This window comes from Vibrio sp. La 4.2.2 (assembly GCF_027586995.1).
GTDB lineage: Bacteria > Pseudomonadota > Gammaproteobacteria > Enterobacterales > Vibrionaceae > Vibrio > Vibrio mediterranei.
The window spans coordinates 579,158-593,458 of sequence record NZ_JAPPTJ010000002.1 but is presented as its reverse complement, the minus strand read 5'-3'; the positions used below and the strand labels follow the sequence as shown (position 1 = coordinate 593,458).

The following is a 14,301-nucleotide window of genomic DNA, read 5'->3' as shown; positions in this document are numbered from 1 at the left end:
TTCTAATAAAAGAAAACGCCTGATGAGACCATCAGGCGTTGTTTGTTGAAATGTAGTGATATCAAAAACCTTCGTCATTTCCTTGAAAAAGGAAATCTCCGCTAGCGCATCGTAAACTCAATTTACTTAACGTGCTCACCACGTTTGGTTTTTTACGCGTTGTAGAAGGTCCTCATTTTCATGAGGATGACGGACGTAAGCCAGTAAGGCGTCGTTATGAGGGTGATGGGTTATTAATACCCACTACCGACCACTTAAACATAGCATCGCCTCAAGAACACCGCCTGCAACAGCGCGCGCTTTATCAGAAATCGTGCAGTGGTCAACACTTTCACCACGCGGATCGACATCGCCCACCTTAAAGCCTTGATGAACGCTCAATCCGTTATTTAGCAGGCCTCTGACTTTACCGCTTAACGGTGCATAAACAACCATGTCATCGACTTTCGCAATAGGTTGCCCCTCTTCAACCAAATCGCCAAGTTTCACTTCCGCAGTGAAGATACCTACGCCAGGCGCTCTAATCACCCGTTGCTCTGTATAACCTAGAATGCTACCTGGTATACCTGAATTAGGCTGACATGGACCGTCGTAAATTACTCGACCGAGTTGATGTCCACGATTGGTTTCTATTGCTGCGTGACAGTCTTCACCAGCGGTAAAACCAGGGCCTAAAGCGATGGTGACTGGTGCCATTCCTTTGTGTGTGCCAAGGTTCTTTTTCGCAAGAATGGCATCAACGACAAAATCAGGCTTGATGGCCTCGGCGAGTTTTCCTGTTTCGTCGACAAACACAGGAATCTTGCCTTTTTCTAACAATCGGCAGGCTTTATCAAAAGACTGAACTTTTTCTGCCGTAATGCCTTCTACCGTGACAGGTTTGCCATAGAGGCATTGGCCGAATGAAACCGTGCAGCGAATCATTGTTGGCTTCTCAATATCACTCATGACTACTTTAAAGCCGGAATTGTGCAATCTCGCAGCGACTCCGGTTGCGATATCACCCGCACCGCGTACTAGTACCAGTTTTTGATTGAAGCTACCAACGCTTTCTTTCAATTTGGCCCCTGAAGCGCCATTTTTCGCGTTAAGTACTTCAGCCAAAATACTGATGGCGATTTCTTCTGGTGTTTCAGCGCCAATATCAAAGCCGATAGGAGAGTGGATATGATCGATTTCTTCTTGGCTGGTGCCTAATTCGCGTAAACCTTGGAATAGTGTTTGTACTTTTCTGCGGCTGGCCATTAAACCTGTATACGTGGTCTTTTTCTGGGCGATTGCGTTGATAGCGTCTTGATCTTGGTGGTTGGTGGCGATAATGACGTAGCTATCTGGTGTGATATCAAGAGAGTCAATGGCACTGAGCATGGTGTCGCCTAGTACTCGATGAGTGCCTTGGGGGAAATGCTCCTCTGCTAAGCTTCCTTCATAAGCATCGACAACAGTAATATCGAATCCTAATTGAGCGGCGGCTTGGGCAACTGCTCTGTTTACATGACCAGCCCCAATTAGGTAAAGGCGAGGGCGAGAGCCATAAACATCAATTGAAAGCGTCATTGCACCGCCACAATCCATACCCATCGCTTCAGGGCCGGTACGCGTCATTCGTCCAGTAACGACGCGAGGTTTGTTTTCTTTTATTGCTTCAATAGCTTGCTCAATAACGTAGCGCTCTATCATCCCACCACCAATAGTGCCATGAATTTGTCCGCTTTGTTCTACGAGCATGGTTCCAGTATGACGAGGAGAAGAGCCTTTTGTTTCAATGATATTGGCAAACGCAAATGGTGTATTGGTTTGCTCTAAATGTGCTGCCTTGGCGAAAATGTTCATCCAAACTACCTCTGTGTAAATGCTATAGAGTCCGATTGAAAATGTGGTGGATTGGGTTATCTGTCGTCATTTGTGTTATCGCGAGTTGAGCGAGCTGAGGTTCTTCATCAAATATCTGCTTGGCCAATTCAGTCAGTTGTGCTTTATCGCTGGCTAAATCGAATCTATTGATGACCCATATTTTTTTTTGTTGCTCACTGCATCCTTTAAACAGACCTTGGTCGCTATGCACTAGTGCTTGAATTTGATTTTTCCCGATGACTGACCCTTCGTTGCATTTCGTTAACATACTGAATTCATTCCAACGATGAATGGCTTCAGGATTAGCCGGGTTAAGTATCGGATCTGCACCAGTGACACCAATTACCACATCACTATGGTTAGGAATGCAAGGCTCGTGCCTAGCAGGTGCCTTAAGAGGAAGTCGGTGTGAACCATCGGCTTCGACGATAAAAACAGAGTACAGTTGCTGACGTTTTAGGGATTCAATCTGCTCGTTAGAGAGGCCACGAACTTTCACTTTTGTATCGTTGTCGTTTGGGCACAAACGTTCACTATAAACAAAAGCAATACCCGTTGATGGCAATGGTGAATGCGAGGCAAAGTCAGTGACTTGATTCAGCTCTGGTGCATTAGGAAAATACATCTTGGTGGTTGTCGTAACACATACATTGTGCCCGAATTGCTGGTATTCATTAGCAAGCCGATACAATAGTTGCGTTTTTCCTCCGCCACCCACCAAAGAAATAGTTATAGGTTCACGGGTACTGGTGGCTCTTGAAATTAATGAATGTGCAAACTCGGAAAAAGAATTATTTGACGACATTGGCATATTTACCCAATTCAATAGATTAAAATACAAAAAACTCAATTCGAATTTCGTATGATAAAAAATAAAAATAACATTGACTGTGTCATTCCAGCAGCCGGATTATCGTCTCGAATGGGATGCTGGAAATTAACTCTACCTTATAAAGACAATACGATCTTAGAGCAAAGTATCACAAATGCGTTGTCATTCTGTACTCGTGTGATTTTAGTGGTTGGGCATAGAGAAGACGAGTTGATTGAGCAGTTTCAAGACAACAAAAAGGTCACCATTGTACGAAACCAACATTACCGCTCAGGTATGTTTTCTTCACTTCAATTAGGCATTAATGAGGTCGACACGGAGTTCTTCTATATCAGCCATGGTGATATGCCTTGTATCGAAAAGGGAATTTATAAAACTCTTTGGGAACATAAGGTTACTGGCACGTTATTCCCCGGTGAACCACGCGCAACAGGCCACCCTGTGTTGATACATACGGCAAGCTTTAAGGCTCAACGAGACCAGAGAAACTTTGACTCGATGAAGTCGATTCTAAAACTAGGAGAGATGGCATACCTTAGACTTTGCGACCCAACTATTCATTTAGATGTAGATACTCCCGAAGCCTACCAAAAACTGCTTAAGTTAACGCAATCAAAGTATTAACTATCAACTTGATAAAATAGTATCGAAAGTATCAATTTGATATTCATCTATCACCTAATAATGAATAATTAATTTGTTAATTGATGGTTAAAATCAATGACAATAAATAACACTTGGCTAGTCTGTACAGTTTAATTTGATATTGAAAATCACGATCTATATCGCAAATTCTTTCAATATTAGACCGAGCTCACGAATACTAAATAACAAAGTAAGCATTGGCTCAAATGTTGCCTTTTACCTAGTAACAGTTTTTCTGTAATTCAATCTAATCAATGCTAAAAGGCGAAGAATATGAATATTAAATACCTCACGCCGGACACAGTGAGTGCAGCGTTGGAGCTTAAAGCTAACCATGGAAGTCAAGCGGTGTGGTTTGCCGGAGGATCTAAGTTAAACGCAGCACCGACTCGCAGTGATGCAGGTGTTTTTGTCGCAATCGACAAACTTGGTTTGGACTATATCAAACTAGATGGCAACACCCTCACTTTGGGCGCTATGAGCCGAATTCAAGATCTTGTCGATAGTGAGTTAGTCCCAAGCAACATTAAACAAGCTGCGGGCTTCATCTATTCAAGACATCTAAGAAATCAATCAACGATTGGTGGTGAAATAGCTGCGCATCAGTGTGAAGCTCCGCTAGTTCCTGTCCTTATGGCTCTCAATGCTTTAGTTCGCTTCGCGGATGACAAGCAGGTTGAATTGGAAGCTTACATTCAGCAACCAAGTGATGAGCTTATTAAAGAGATCGTCATTCCTGACATCACGCTTGCTGCACTAAGCAAACGAGTAGCAAGAAGCGCTGATGGCCTACGCGTAATCAATGCGTCGGTGTCTGTAGATAAGCAAGGCAAACAGATTGTTGCTATGGAAGGGGTCGCGACTCGTTTTGACGAAATCGCTAAGCCAATAAGACTGCGCGATGTTGAAGGTCTGACATTTACTGGTGATGAATTAGAGCAAGCCATTAAGAATTCAATTCACGCCGTGGAGGATATTTGTGGTAGCGCTGAGTACAAAACTTACCTAAGTGCCATCGTGATCTCTGACCTACTAATTGAATGCCGTGAAATGGCGAAGGGGGTAGCGTAATGTCTATTCAATTTAATCTTAATGGCCGACCTGAAACGGCTCATTGCGCACCAGAAACCAACGTTCAAACACTATTGCATTCTATGGGACTGCATTCGGTCCGAAATAGTGATGATGGTTGGGGTTTCGCGGGCTCAGATGTTGTGTTGTTCAACGGTAAACTTGTCAACGCATCACTGCTTATTGCAGCTCAATTGGAAGGTGGTGAAGTCAAAACGGCCGAAGCACTGTCTTCTTGGAATCAACTCAGTTTAGTTCAACAAGCGATGATCGATGTTGGTGTTGTTCAATCGGGATATAACGACCCTGCATTGGCATTGCTGTTGACTGATTTACTAGAGCGTATTCAACAACCTACACGCGAAGAAATAGACGATGCTCTATCTGGTTTGTTTAGCCGTGACGCTGGTTACCAACAATTCTATGAAGTTGTTGAATTGGCGGTGAAACGCCAAGCTGATCCTCAATACACCGAGATGTTTGCGCCAGAGTTTAGAGATGACTTGGATGTAGTTGGTAAGAACTGTCCAAAACTCGACTCTGCGAAAATGGTTCAGGCTAAGCCTTGTTATGTAGAAGATAGAATTCCTGCAAATGCTTGTGTCATCAAAATGCTGCGCAGCCCACATGCTCATGCTTGGATCACGCATCTAGATGTATCTAAAGCCGAAGCCTTACCAGGTGTAGTAAGTGTCATCACTCACCTTAACTGTCCTGATATTCCTTATACGCCGGGTGGTCAAAGTGCGCCAGAGCCTTCACCGCTTGATCGACGTATGTTCGGCCAAAAAATGCGTCACGTTGGTGACCGCGTTGCTGCTGTTGTTGCCGAGTCAGTAGACATTGCTAACGAAGCGCTGAAACTGATCGATGTTGAGTATGAAGTACTCAAGCCTGTCATGAGTATCGACGAAGCGCGCGCTCCAGATGCACCAATCGTCCATAATGAGCCTATTGAATATGGAGTAGGGGCACCAGACGATCTAGAGCAACAAAACGCCAACGCCGATCCTCGCGAAGGTAAGCTGATTGTGAATTTCCCAATTGGCTGTGAGCCAAGAAAGAACATCGCAGCAGGCGTTCGTGGACACATTGGTGATCTAGACAAAGGTTTTGCAGAAGCGGACGTTATTTTAGAGCGTACTTATGAGTCGAAGCAGGTACAGCAACTGCCAGTCGAAACCCATATCTGTTATAGCTACATGGATGGCGATCGCGTCATCATGCACGACTCTACGCAAGTGCCTTGGCACGTACGTCGCCAAGTCGCCAAGATCCTTAATGTGAAACAGAACAAAGTTCACATCGTCAAAGAGCGTGTTGGTGGTGGCTACGGCTCAAAACAAGACATCCTTCTTGAAGACGTCTGTGCTTGGGCAACCTATACCACGGGTCGTCCAGTATATTTCCACCATACTCGCGAAGAAGAGTTTATTTGTAACTCCACTCGTCACGTAGCGAAAGTGACCGTGAAACTTGGGGCGACCAAAGACGGTAAGCTTACCGCTATTGATATGGAATTCCTCGCGAATACTGGCCCTTATGGTAACCACGCATTGACGGTACCATCAAATGGTCCTGCCTTGTCACTGCCGCTTTACCCTTGTGACAACGTCGATTTCCGAGTTACTACGTACTATTCAAATATCTGTCCAACAGGTGCTTATCAAGGTTATGGTGCGCCGAAAGGTAACTACGCATTGACGATGGCGATGGCGGAACTTGCGGAAGAGCTAGGTATTGACCATCTCGATATGATTGAGAAAAACCGAGTCGTTGAAGGCCAAGAGCTTAAGATTCTTGGTGCTATCGGCGAAGGTAAAATGCCTACCACCACTCCTAAGGTACACAGTTGTGCGTTAGAAGCAATTCTTCGTGAAGGTCGTAAGCTCATCGAATGGGATTCACCAAAAGATCATCAAGGTGATTGGAAAGTGGGTCGAGGTGTAGCGATCATTCAACAGAAATCAGGAATTCCTGATATCGACCAAGCGAACTGCAGCATCAAGATGGCCTCCGATGGTACTTTCATCGTTCATTCAGGTGGCGCAGACATCGGTACAGGTCTTGATACAGTGATCGCCAAATTAACTGCTGAAGTTCTTAAGTGTCCACTGGAAGATATTACGATTCATTCTGGTGACACTGACCATGCACCTTTCGATAAAGGCGCGTATGCCTCTTCTGGCACTTGCTTCTCAGGTAATGCAGCAAAACGCGCTGCAGAAGCGATGCGTGAGAAAATCTTGAAGTACGGTGCGGAAATGCTTGAAGAGTCGGTTGAAAATGTACAAATCGTCGCACCTGGCTTGGTAAAAGGGCCTGCTGGTGAAGTAACTTTCTTCGACATCGCGCATAAAGCAGAAAGCGGAACGGGTTGGGGACAACTGTTGGCTTCAGGATGCTTCACTACTGCTGAGTTCGCTTTCCCTTACGGGGCGAACTTTGCAGAAGTTGCCGTCAATACTAGAACCGGTGAAATCCGACTTGATAAGTTCCATGCATTGCTCGATTGCGGTACTCCAGTGAATCCAGATTTGGCACTTGGTCAAATCTACGGTGCGAGTATGCGCGCTATCGGTCACAGCTTGTTTGAAGAGCTTATTTACGACGACAACGGTGTGCCAATCAACACCGATCTTAAGAGCTATGGTGCGCCGAAGATTGGTGACATTCCAAAAGATTTCAAAGCGGTGTTGGTGCCAAGTGATGATCCAGTTGGACCGTACGGTGCGAAATCTATCTCTGAAATTGGTGTAAACGGTGCAGCGCCTGCCATTGCAACAGCAATTCATGACGCTTGTGGTGTATGGCTACGTGAGTGGCACTTTACACCAGAGAAAATCCTCAAAGGTCTCAATAAATTATAACAAACAGTGCGGCAGCGGAGACCAAAAAACGCTGCCGCACATTTATTCCAAATAACGGGAAGCAATGCCTCTGTTAGTGAGCAAAGTAGTGAATAGGGGCGTTAAGGTCGAGGTAATTATGCAATATACCCAATCAATTAAGGCTATTAGGGCTTCAATACTTGATATCACAAAAGTAGTTGATAAGCCTGAAGATATCGAACAGCACGTACGTTTTATTGAAGATGGACTTCTTCTTGTTGACCAAGGTCGTATCGAGTGGGTCGGCGAGTGGGAAGAAGGCAAAGATAAAGTCCCAGACTCAGTACGTATTCGTTTTTATCCAGGCAAAATTGTCATGCCAGGATTTATTGATACCCATATTCATTACCCACAAGCAGAAATGGTTGGCGCGTATGGTGAACAGCTACTTGAATGGCTGAACAACTATACGTTCCCAACAGAAGCGCGCTATAAAGACAGAGACTACTCCAAGGAGATGTCTAAGTTCTTTATTAAGCAGTTGCTTCGAAATGGCACGACGACAGGCATGGTATTCGGAACGGTTCATCCAGAGTCCGTAGATGCATTGTTCTCTGAAGCAAACAAACTCAATATGAGAATCGTCGCGGGTAAGGTCATGATGGACCGCAACGCGCCAGATTACTTACTAGACACACCGGAGACAAGTTACAACCAAACAAAAACACTGATTGAGAAATGGCATAAAAAGGACCGTCTGCTTTACGCGATTACCCCAAGATTTGCACCCACTTCCACACCGGAACAGTTGGAAATGGCGCATAAGTTAAGAGAGGAATACCCAGATACGTATATTCATACGCATTTGTCAGAAAACACGAACGAAATTGCTTGGGTTAAAGAACTTTTCCCTGAACAAGACGGTTATTTAGATGTTTATCACCATTATGGCCTGACTGGATCAAAGAGTGTATTCGCACATTGTGTTCATCTAGAGGACCAAGAGTGGGACTGCATACAAGAAACGGATTCAGCTATCGCGTTTTGTCCAACTTCCAACCTGTATTTAGGCAGCGGCCTGTTCAAAATGCAGGAGGCGTGGAAACGAAACGTGAAAGTAGGTATCGGGACGGATATCGGCGCAGGAACCACTTTTAATATGATGCAAACGTTAAACGAGGCATACAAAGTTGCTCAATTGCAGCAGCAGAAGCTCTCGGCGTTTGAGGCATTATATTTGGCGACATTAGGTGGAGCGAAAGCACTCTCACTAGACCACCTATTGGGCAACTTTGAGGTTGGCAAAGAAGCTGACTTTGTTGTGATTGATCCTTGTGCGACACCGCTCCAGCAACTTCGATACGACAACTCTTCTGAACTTATTGAAAAACTGTTTGTGCTCATGACCCTCGGCGACGATAGAAGTATTTATCGTACCTACGTTGACGGGTGTTTGGTTTATGAGCGCAGCTGATTTTATGGCAAATATAGCAAATACAGCAGATGCATTGGTCTCAATACAAGGGATGACCAAGACTTAATCAAAAGGAATATAACATGTCCGAAAATATCTCAAATCAGCAAAGTACGATGGAGATTGCTGAAGATAAACCCACGTCAACCAACAATAGTTGGGTCGACAATTACTTCTTAATCTCACAACGTGGTAGTAATTTTAGGCAAGAGTTAATTGCTGGGCTTACTACTTTCTTAGCCATGGTTTACTCAGTGATCGTAGTACCAAGCATGCTTGGTGTTGCTGGGTTCGATCAAGGCTCCGTCTTTATCGCCACCTGTTTGGTTGCGGCATTTGGTTCACTGCTCATGGGCTTTTGGGCTAACTTGCCGATGGCTATTGGTTGTGCGATATCCCTAACCGCCTTTACCGCTTTCAGCTTGGTGCTCGGGCAAGGAATATCTATACCTGTTGCGCTGGGAGCGGTCTTTTTAATGGGTGTGGTCTTTACTGCGATTACCGTTACAGGGGTAAGGCAGTGGATCCTAACAAACCTACCTTTTGGTATTGCACACGGTACGGGTATTGGTATCGGTTTGTTCTTGCTACTTATCGCAGCGAATGGTGTTGGACTTGTGGTGAAAAACCCAGTGGAAGGTCTACCTGTTAGCTTGGGTGAGTTTACATCGTTCCCAGTAATCATGTCAGTACTTGGTTTAGCCGCGATTTTCGGCTTAGAGAAGCGTCGTGTTCCTGGAGGCATTTTACTGGTTATTGTTGCGATTTCTGTGCTAGGTCTGATGTTTGACCCAAGCGTTAAATTCCAAGGTGTATTCGCCATGCCATCGTTTGGTTCAGGTGAAAGCTCACTACTTGGTTCAATGGACATTATGGGTGCATTAAGTCCACTTGTTCTACCAAGTGTATTAGCCTTGGTTATGACAGCGATTTTTGATGCGACTGGTACGATTCGTGCGGTAGCGGGACAAGCTAATCTACTCGATAAAGATGGCAACATCATCAACGGTGGTAAAGCACTGACGTCTGACTCAGTCAGTAGTATTTTCTCTGGTTTTGTTGGTGGTGCGCCAGCTGCGGTTTATATCGAATCTGCAGCAGGTACTGCAGCGGGTGGTAAAACAGGTCTGACAGCCGTTGTGGTAGGTGGTTTGTTCCTATTGCTACTGTTCCTTGCTCCATTGAGCTACCTTGTTCCTTCTTACGCTACTGCACCTGCGCTGATGTATGTAGGTTTATTGATGATGAGTAACGTCAGCAAGCTTAATCTCGATGACTCTGTTGATGCGTTATCAGGTCTTGTTTGTGCGGTATTCATCGTACTAACTGGTAACATCGTGACAGGTATCATGCTTGGTTTCCTAACACTAGTATGTGGCCGTGTAGTATCAGGCGAATGGAAAAAACTTAACGTTGGTACTGTGTTGATTACTATCGTATTGGTGGTGTTCTACGCGGGTGGTTGGGCGATTTAAGACGCATGTCGATGAGCTCGATGAACGTGATTATTAGTATATAAAAGCAAGGGCACCTCGAATCACTTTCTTGGTGCCCTTATTGTTGGTTGGAAGGGGATTAATATGGACCTGATGGATTGTATTGCTGAACTGTGGAAACACGAGAGACCGGAGCTAGATACAGAGCCAATGGTTCTTATTGGGCGATTAATGCGAGTGAGTAAATGTGTGGAACAAGAACTCGCGAGTTTATGCCGTCAATACAGTTTAAAAACCGGAGAGTTTGATGTGCTAGCTTCACTACTGCGCTCTTCTGCACCTTATCGTTTAACTCCCAGTGAACTTACACAGTCTTTAATGCTGACATCAGGCGCAATGACCCATCGGCTGGATCGTTTAGAGAGTAAAAAACTGATTGCCCGATACCATTCGAACTGCGATAGACGTTGTGTTGTGGTTCAACTTACACAAACGGGATATGACATCGCTAACGCTCTGATTGATGCTCACGTTGATAAGCAAAAACAGTTGGTGTCCGGTCTTTCTTTGGAACAACGACAACAAACCACAGCGCATTTGAAAGTTTGGTTGGAGCATGTAGAGAAAGGTGGTTATGCGGAGCCGAAGCAGGACGAGAATGTACTCCAACGGCAGCGTAAAGCTAAAGCGATCGATATACCTAACCAGTCAGAAGTCGTATTAGAAAGCTAAACATTTAGCAGACAATTATTGTGAGAATAATAAGCTATCAATATGATAGCTTTTTTATTGTTATGATAGATGTAATTAACAAAACACTCGAGCTGACTATCATAAAAAACGGTATTAAATAAGATTACACTTTAATCAAATTAATAACTATTCTCAATAGCCTTTATTATCAGACCTCTGTCACGAAATAGCAGTTAAAATGTCTTCATGTTAAGTAATTAGACAACCTTGGCTTAGTGATTGCTCTTATCTCATTAATTCATTTACACAGAAGTACAAGCGAATTAATAAAGGAGTGTTACCATGGGAGATATCATGCGCCCAATTCCATTCACCGAGCTGCTTGAACGCATGTTTGGTGAGTATCATCAAAGCAAATCGATTTTCGGCATCCCAGAAAAGCAGTTCTATAAAAAACAGACAAACCAACACCTTGCGGTATGGGGTGAAAACTGCGAAACCCCTGTAGGACCTGCCGCCGGACCTCATACTCAATTAGCTCAGAATATAGTTACGTCTTGGCTTGCTGGTGGTCGCTTCATGGAGCTTAAGACTGTTCAGAAGTTAGATCGTCTTGAAATTGCTAAACCATGTATTGATGCAGAAGATGAGTGTTTTAATACAGAATGGTCAACCGAGTTTACGTTACACAAAGCGTATGACGAATATTTGAAAGCATGGTTTGCGCTCCATCTACTGGAATCAGTATTTGATAGTAAAGCGGCGAAGCAAGCGAAATCATTTATTTTTAACATGAGTGTTGGCTATGATTTAGATGGTATTTTGACCGAGCCAATGCAAGAGTATATTGATAATATGCTCGATTCTTCAAAGCATCCAAAATTTGCACAATATTCAACAGAGTTAAAAGACTTTATTGCCAATAATAAACTGTTGAATAGCAAAACATCAGAAACTGAACTGCAACAATTATTCGAAATGGTAGATGATATCCCGGTTAGTTTGACTGAAGGGGTAACACTATCAACCATGCACGGTTGCCCACCAAACGAAATCGAAGCGATTTGTCGTTATATGTTGGAAGACAAGGGTATCAATACCTTCGTTAAATTAAACCCTACGCTGCTAGGTTATGACCGTGTTCGCAGCATTCTTGATCAAACGGGTTTTGACTATATCTCCCTTAGCAAAGAAGCGTTCTCTCACGACTTGCAACTGCAAGATGCGAAGGCCATGCTTCATCGTTTAGTTAAGCTTGGTAAAGATAAGAACATCGGCTTTGGTGTCAAACTGACCAACACTCTTGGTACATTGAACAATAAAGGCCGTCTTCCTGACAAAGAAATGTACATGTCTGGCCGCGCATTGTTCCCGCTATCTATCAATGTGGCGTTGGAATTGTCTCGCGAATTTAATGGCACGTTACCAATCTCGTATTCTGGTGGTGCAAGCAAGTTTAACATCAGAGAGATTTTTGAAACTGGTATTCGTCCAATCACTATGGCGACAGATCTGCTCAAACCAGGCGGCTACTTGCGCCTTGCTGACTGTGCCAAAGAGCTTGAAGTGAGCACTGATTGGGCAATGCGTGGTGTTAACCTAGAGCGTTTGGAAAAACTGGCAGAGAAATCTTTGTGCGCTGAATACACGCAAAAAGAGTGGCGTGGTCCAGAAGAAATTACTGTCGAACAACCAGTGCCACTAACGGATTGTTATGTCGCACCTTGTGTAACAGCGTGTCCTATCAGCCAAGATATCCCTGAATACCTACGCCTAATGGGTCAGCACAAGTATACCGAAGCGTTGGAAGTCATTTACGCTCGAAACGCTCTACCTTCCATCACAGGTCATATTTGTGATCACCAATGCCAATACAACTGTACTCGTCGCGATTACGAAGGTGCATTGAACATTCGTGAAATGAAGAAAATTGCGCTGGATAAAGGTTGGGATGGCTACCAATCTAAATGGCATCATCCAAATCTGGATACAACCAAACAGCCAGTCGCGGTTATTGGAGCAGGTCCTGCAGGTCTATCAGCGGCGTACTTCATTGCTCGAGCTGGTCACCCTGTGAAAATCTTCGAGAAAGAAGAGAGCGCAGGTGGTGTGGTGAAACACATTATTCCTCAATTCAGAATTCCTGAGAAAGCCATTAGACATGACATTGAGTTTGTTGAAGCTCATGGTGTGGAATTTGAGTATGGCGCGAATCCAGATATCACTATCGACCAACTGAAAGAGCAGGGCTATCAGTATATCTGTCTGGGTATCGGTGCGGATAAAGGTAACCCTATCAAGTTAGCGGGTGACAATAACAACATTTACAAGTCTCTAGACTTCTTACGTCGCTACAACGATGGCGAGGCGTTAGCGCTTGGTGACCATGTGGTAGTAGTTGGGGCAGGTAATACCGCGATGGATAGTGCGCGTGCCGCGCTTAAAGTCAAAGGTGTTGAGAAAGTAACAGTACTTTATCGCCGTACTGAAGCTGAAATGCCAGCATACAAAGAAGAGTATGACGAAGCGGTCGAAGATGGCGTGAACTTCAAGTTCTTAACCAATCCAGAAGAGTTCCATCAAGATGGCACTATCATAGCGCGTGTCATGACATTGGGTGAGCCTGATGAGAAAGGCCGTAGACGTCCAGTAGCAACCGATGAAACTATTTCACTCAAGGCCAGCGCAGTCATTACAGCGGTAGGTGAGCAAGCGAACCGTGATGTGTTAACGCGTATCGGTGTACCAATGGGTGACGACGGTTGGCCAGCAGTCAACAATGACACTTGTGAGACTCAGGTCGAAAACGTGTTCTTGTTAGGTGATGCGCAAACTGGTCCATCATCGATTGTTTCGGCAATTTCTGGTGGTCGTAAAGCGGCGTCGACAATTATCGAACGTGAACTTCAATCTGAAACGTTGGCTCAAGTTGAGTCTTCAGTGACGGCAGCGGAAGTGTATCGTAAGAAGGGCGAAATCAAAGTTGCACTGCTTGAAGCGAACAAGCTTGAAGAAAATGACCGCAATGAGTTTGTTAAGCAAGAAGCAGAGCGTTGCTTAGAGTGTTCTTATGTGTGTAGTAAGTGTGTGGATGTTTGTCCGAACCGAGCCAACATGTCACTGCCGATTCCGGGCTTTAAAGACCAGTATCAAACGCTCCACCTTGATGCTTACTGTAACGAGTGTGGCAACTGTGCTCAGTTCTGCCCTTGGGACAGCAAACCATACAAAGACAAATTTACGTTGTTCAGTCTGAAAGAAGACTTTGATTCAAGCACTAACCCAGGTTTCTTGGTTCAAGGCGATGAACTGTTGCTAAGAGCTAAAGGGGAAGTCGCAACGTATCCAATTAATCAAAATGGTCAAATCGAGTTGCCAGAAACGTTAGCTGATGAAGCCACTATTATTCAGTACGTTCTATCGAACCACAAATACTTGCTTGGCGCTGTAGAAGTGTAAAAGGAG

Annotated in this window: 8 protein-coding genes and 1 pseudogene; 7 read left to right on the top strand and 2 right to left on the bottom strand. The window is 44.5% G+C overall.

Going from position 1 to position 14,301, the window contains the following annotated elements; translation table 11 throughout:
- Positions 1-243 precede the first annotated feature (243 nt).
- Positions 244-1,833, bottom strand: coding sequence for a selenium-dependent molybdenum cofactor biosynthesis protein YqeB (gene yqeB / locus OH456_RS05850; protein ID WP_270033009.1), 1,590 nt, complete (start codon positions 1,831-1,833; stop codon positions 244-246).
- Positions 1,834-1,855: 22 nt separating this feature from the next.
- Positions 1,856-2,659 carry a selenium cofactor biosynthesis protein YqeC gene (gene yqeC, locus OH456_RS05845; protein ID WP_270033008.1) on the bottom strand — a complete coding sequence of 268 codons (804 nt, stop codon included), beginning with the start codon at positions 2,657-2,659 and terminating at the stop codon, positions 1,856-1,858.
- Between the two features lie 57 nt (positions 2,660-2,716).
- Here yqeC and OH456_RS05840 point away from each other — a divergent pair, with 57 nt between their 5' ends.
- The 7 genes and pseudogenes from OH456_RS05840 (at position 2,717) to ygfK (ending at position 14,295) form a co-directional block, all read left to right on the top strand.
- Positions 2,717-3,310 carry an NTP transferase domain-containing protein gene (locus OH456_RS05840; protein ID WP_270033007.1) on the top strand — a complete coding sequence of 198 codons (594 nt, stop codon included), beginning with the start codon at positions 2,717-2,719 and terminating at the stop codon, positions 3,308-3,310.
- Positions 3,311-3,604: 294 nt separating this feature from the next.
- Positions 3,605-4,402 carry a molybdopterin-dependent oxidoreductase FAD-binding subunit gene (gene ygfM, locus OH456_RS05835; protein ID WP_270033006.1) on the top strand — a complete coding sequence of 266 codons (798 nt, stop codon included), beginning with the start codon at positions 3,605-3,607 and terminating at the stop codon, positions 4,400-4,402.
- On the top strand, positions 4,402-7,272 hold the full coding sequence (locus OH456_RS05830; RefSeq protein ID WP_038226665.1) for a molybdopterin-dependent oxidoreductase Mo/Fe-S-binding subunit: 2,871 nt from the start codon (positions 4,402-4,404) through the stop codon (positions 7,270-7,272). The genes ygfM and OH456_RS05830 overlap by 1 nt, the downstream gene beginning before the upstream one ends.
- 118 nt (positions 7,273-7,390) lie before the next feature.
- Positions 7,391-8,707 carry a guanine deaminase gene (gene guaD / locus OH456_RS05825; RefSeq protein ID WP_038223055.1) on the top strand — a complete coding sequence of 439 codons (1,317 nt, stop codon included), beginning with the start codon at positions 7,391-7,393 and terminating at the stop codon, positions 8,705-8,707.
- Positions 8,708-8,823: 116 nt separating this feature from the next.
- The gene (locus OH456_RS05820; protein ID WP_038223062.1) at positions 8,824-10,182 is read left to right on the top strand and encodes an NCS2 family permease; all 1,359 of its coding nucleotides are present in this window, start codon (positions 8,824-8,826) and stop codon (positions 10,180-10,182) included.
- Between the two features lie 105 nt (positions 10,183-10,287).
- Positions 10,288-10,767, top strand: a pseudogene (locus OH456_RS05815) (MarR family winged helix-turn-helix transcriptional regulator); the annotation flags it as partial.
- A gap of 411 nt (positions 10,768-11,178) precedes the next feature.
- On the top strand, positions 11,179-14,295 hold the full coding sequence (gene ygfK, locus OH456_RS05810) for a putative selenate reductase subunit YgfK (protein WP_270033005.1): 3,117 nt from the start codon (positions 11,179-11,181) through the stop codon (positions 14,293-14,295).
- Positions 14,296-14,301 lie beyond the last annotated feature (6 nt).

Bases quoted from the DNA above. Each gene is read 5' to 3' on its own strand.
- yqeB (WP_270033009.1), bottom strand. From the start codon at position 1,833: ATGAACATTTTCGCCAAGGCAGCACATTTAGAGCAAACCAATACACCA.
- OH456_RS05830 (WP_038226665.1), top strand. From the start codon at position 4,402: ATGTCTATTCAATTTAATCTTAATGGCCGACCTGAAACGGCTCATTGC.
- guaD (WP_038223055.1), top strand. From the start codon at position 7,391: ATGCAATATACCCAATCAATTAAGGCTATTAGGGCTTCAATACTTGAT.
- yqeC (WP_270033008.1), bottom strand. From the start codon at position 2,659: ATGTCGTCAAATAATTCTTTTTCCGAGTTTGCACATTCATTAATTTCA.
- OH456_RS05820 (WP_038223062.1), top strand. From the start codon at position 8,824: ATGGAGATTGCTGAAGATAAACCCACGTCAACCAACAATAGTTGGGTC.
- OH456_RS05840 (WP_270033007.1), top strand. From the start codon at position 2,717: ATGATAAAAAATAAAAATAACATTGACTGTGTCATTCCAGCAGCCGGA.
- ygfM (WP_270033006.1), top strand. From the start codon at position 3,605: ATGAATATTAAATACCTCACGCCGGACACAGTGAGTGCAGCGTTGGAG.
- ygfK (WP_270033005.1), top strand. From the start codon at position 11,179: ATGGGAGATATCATGCGCCCAATTCCATTCACCGAGCTGCTTGAACGC.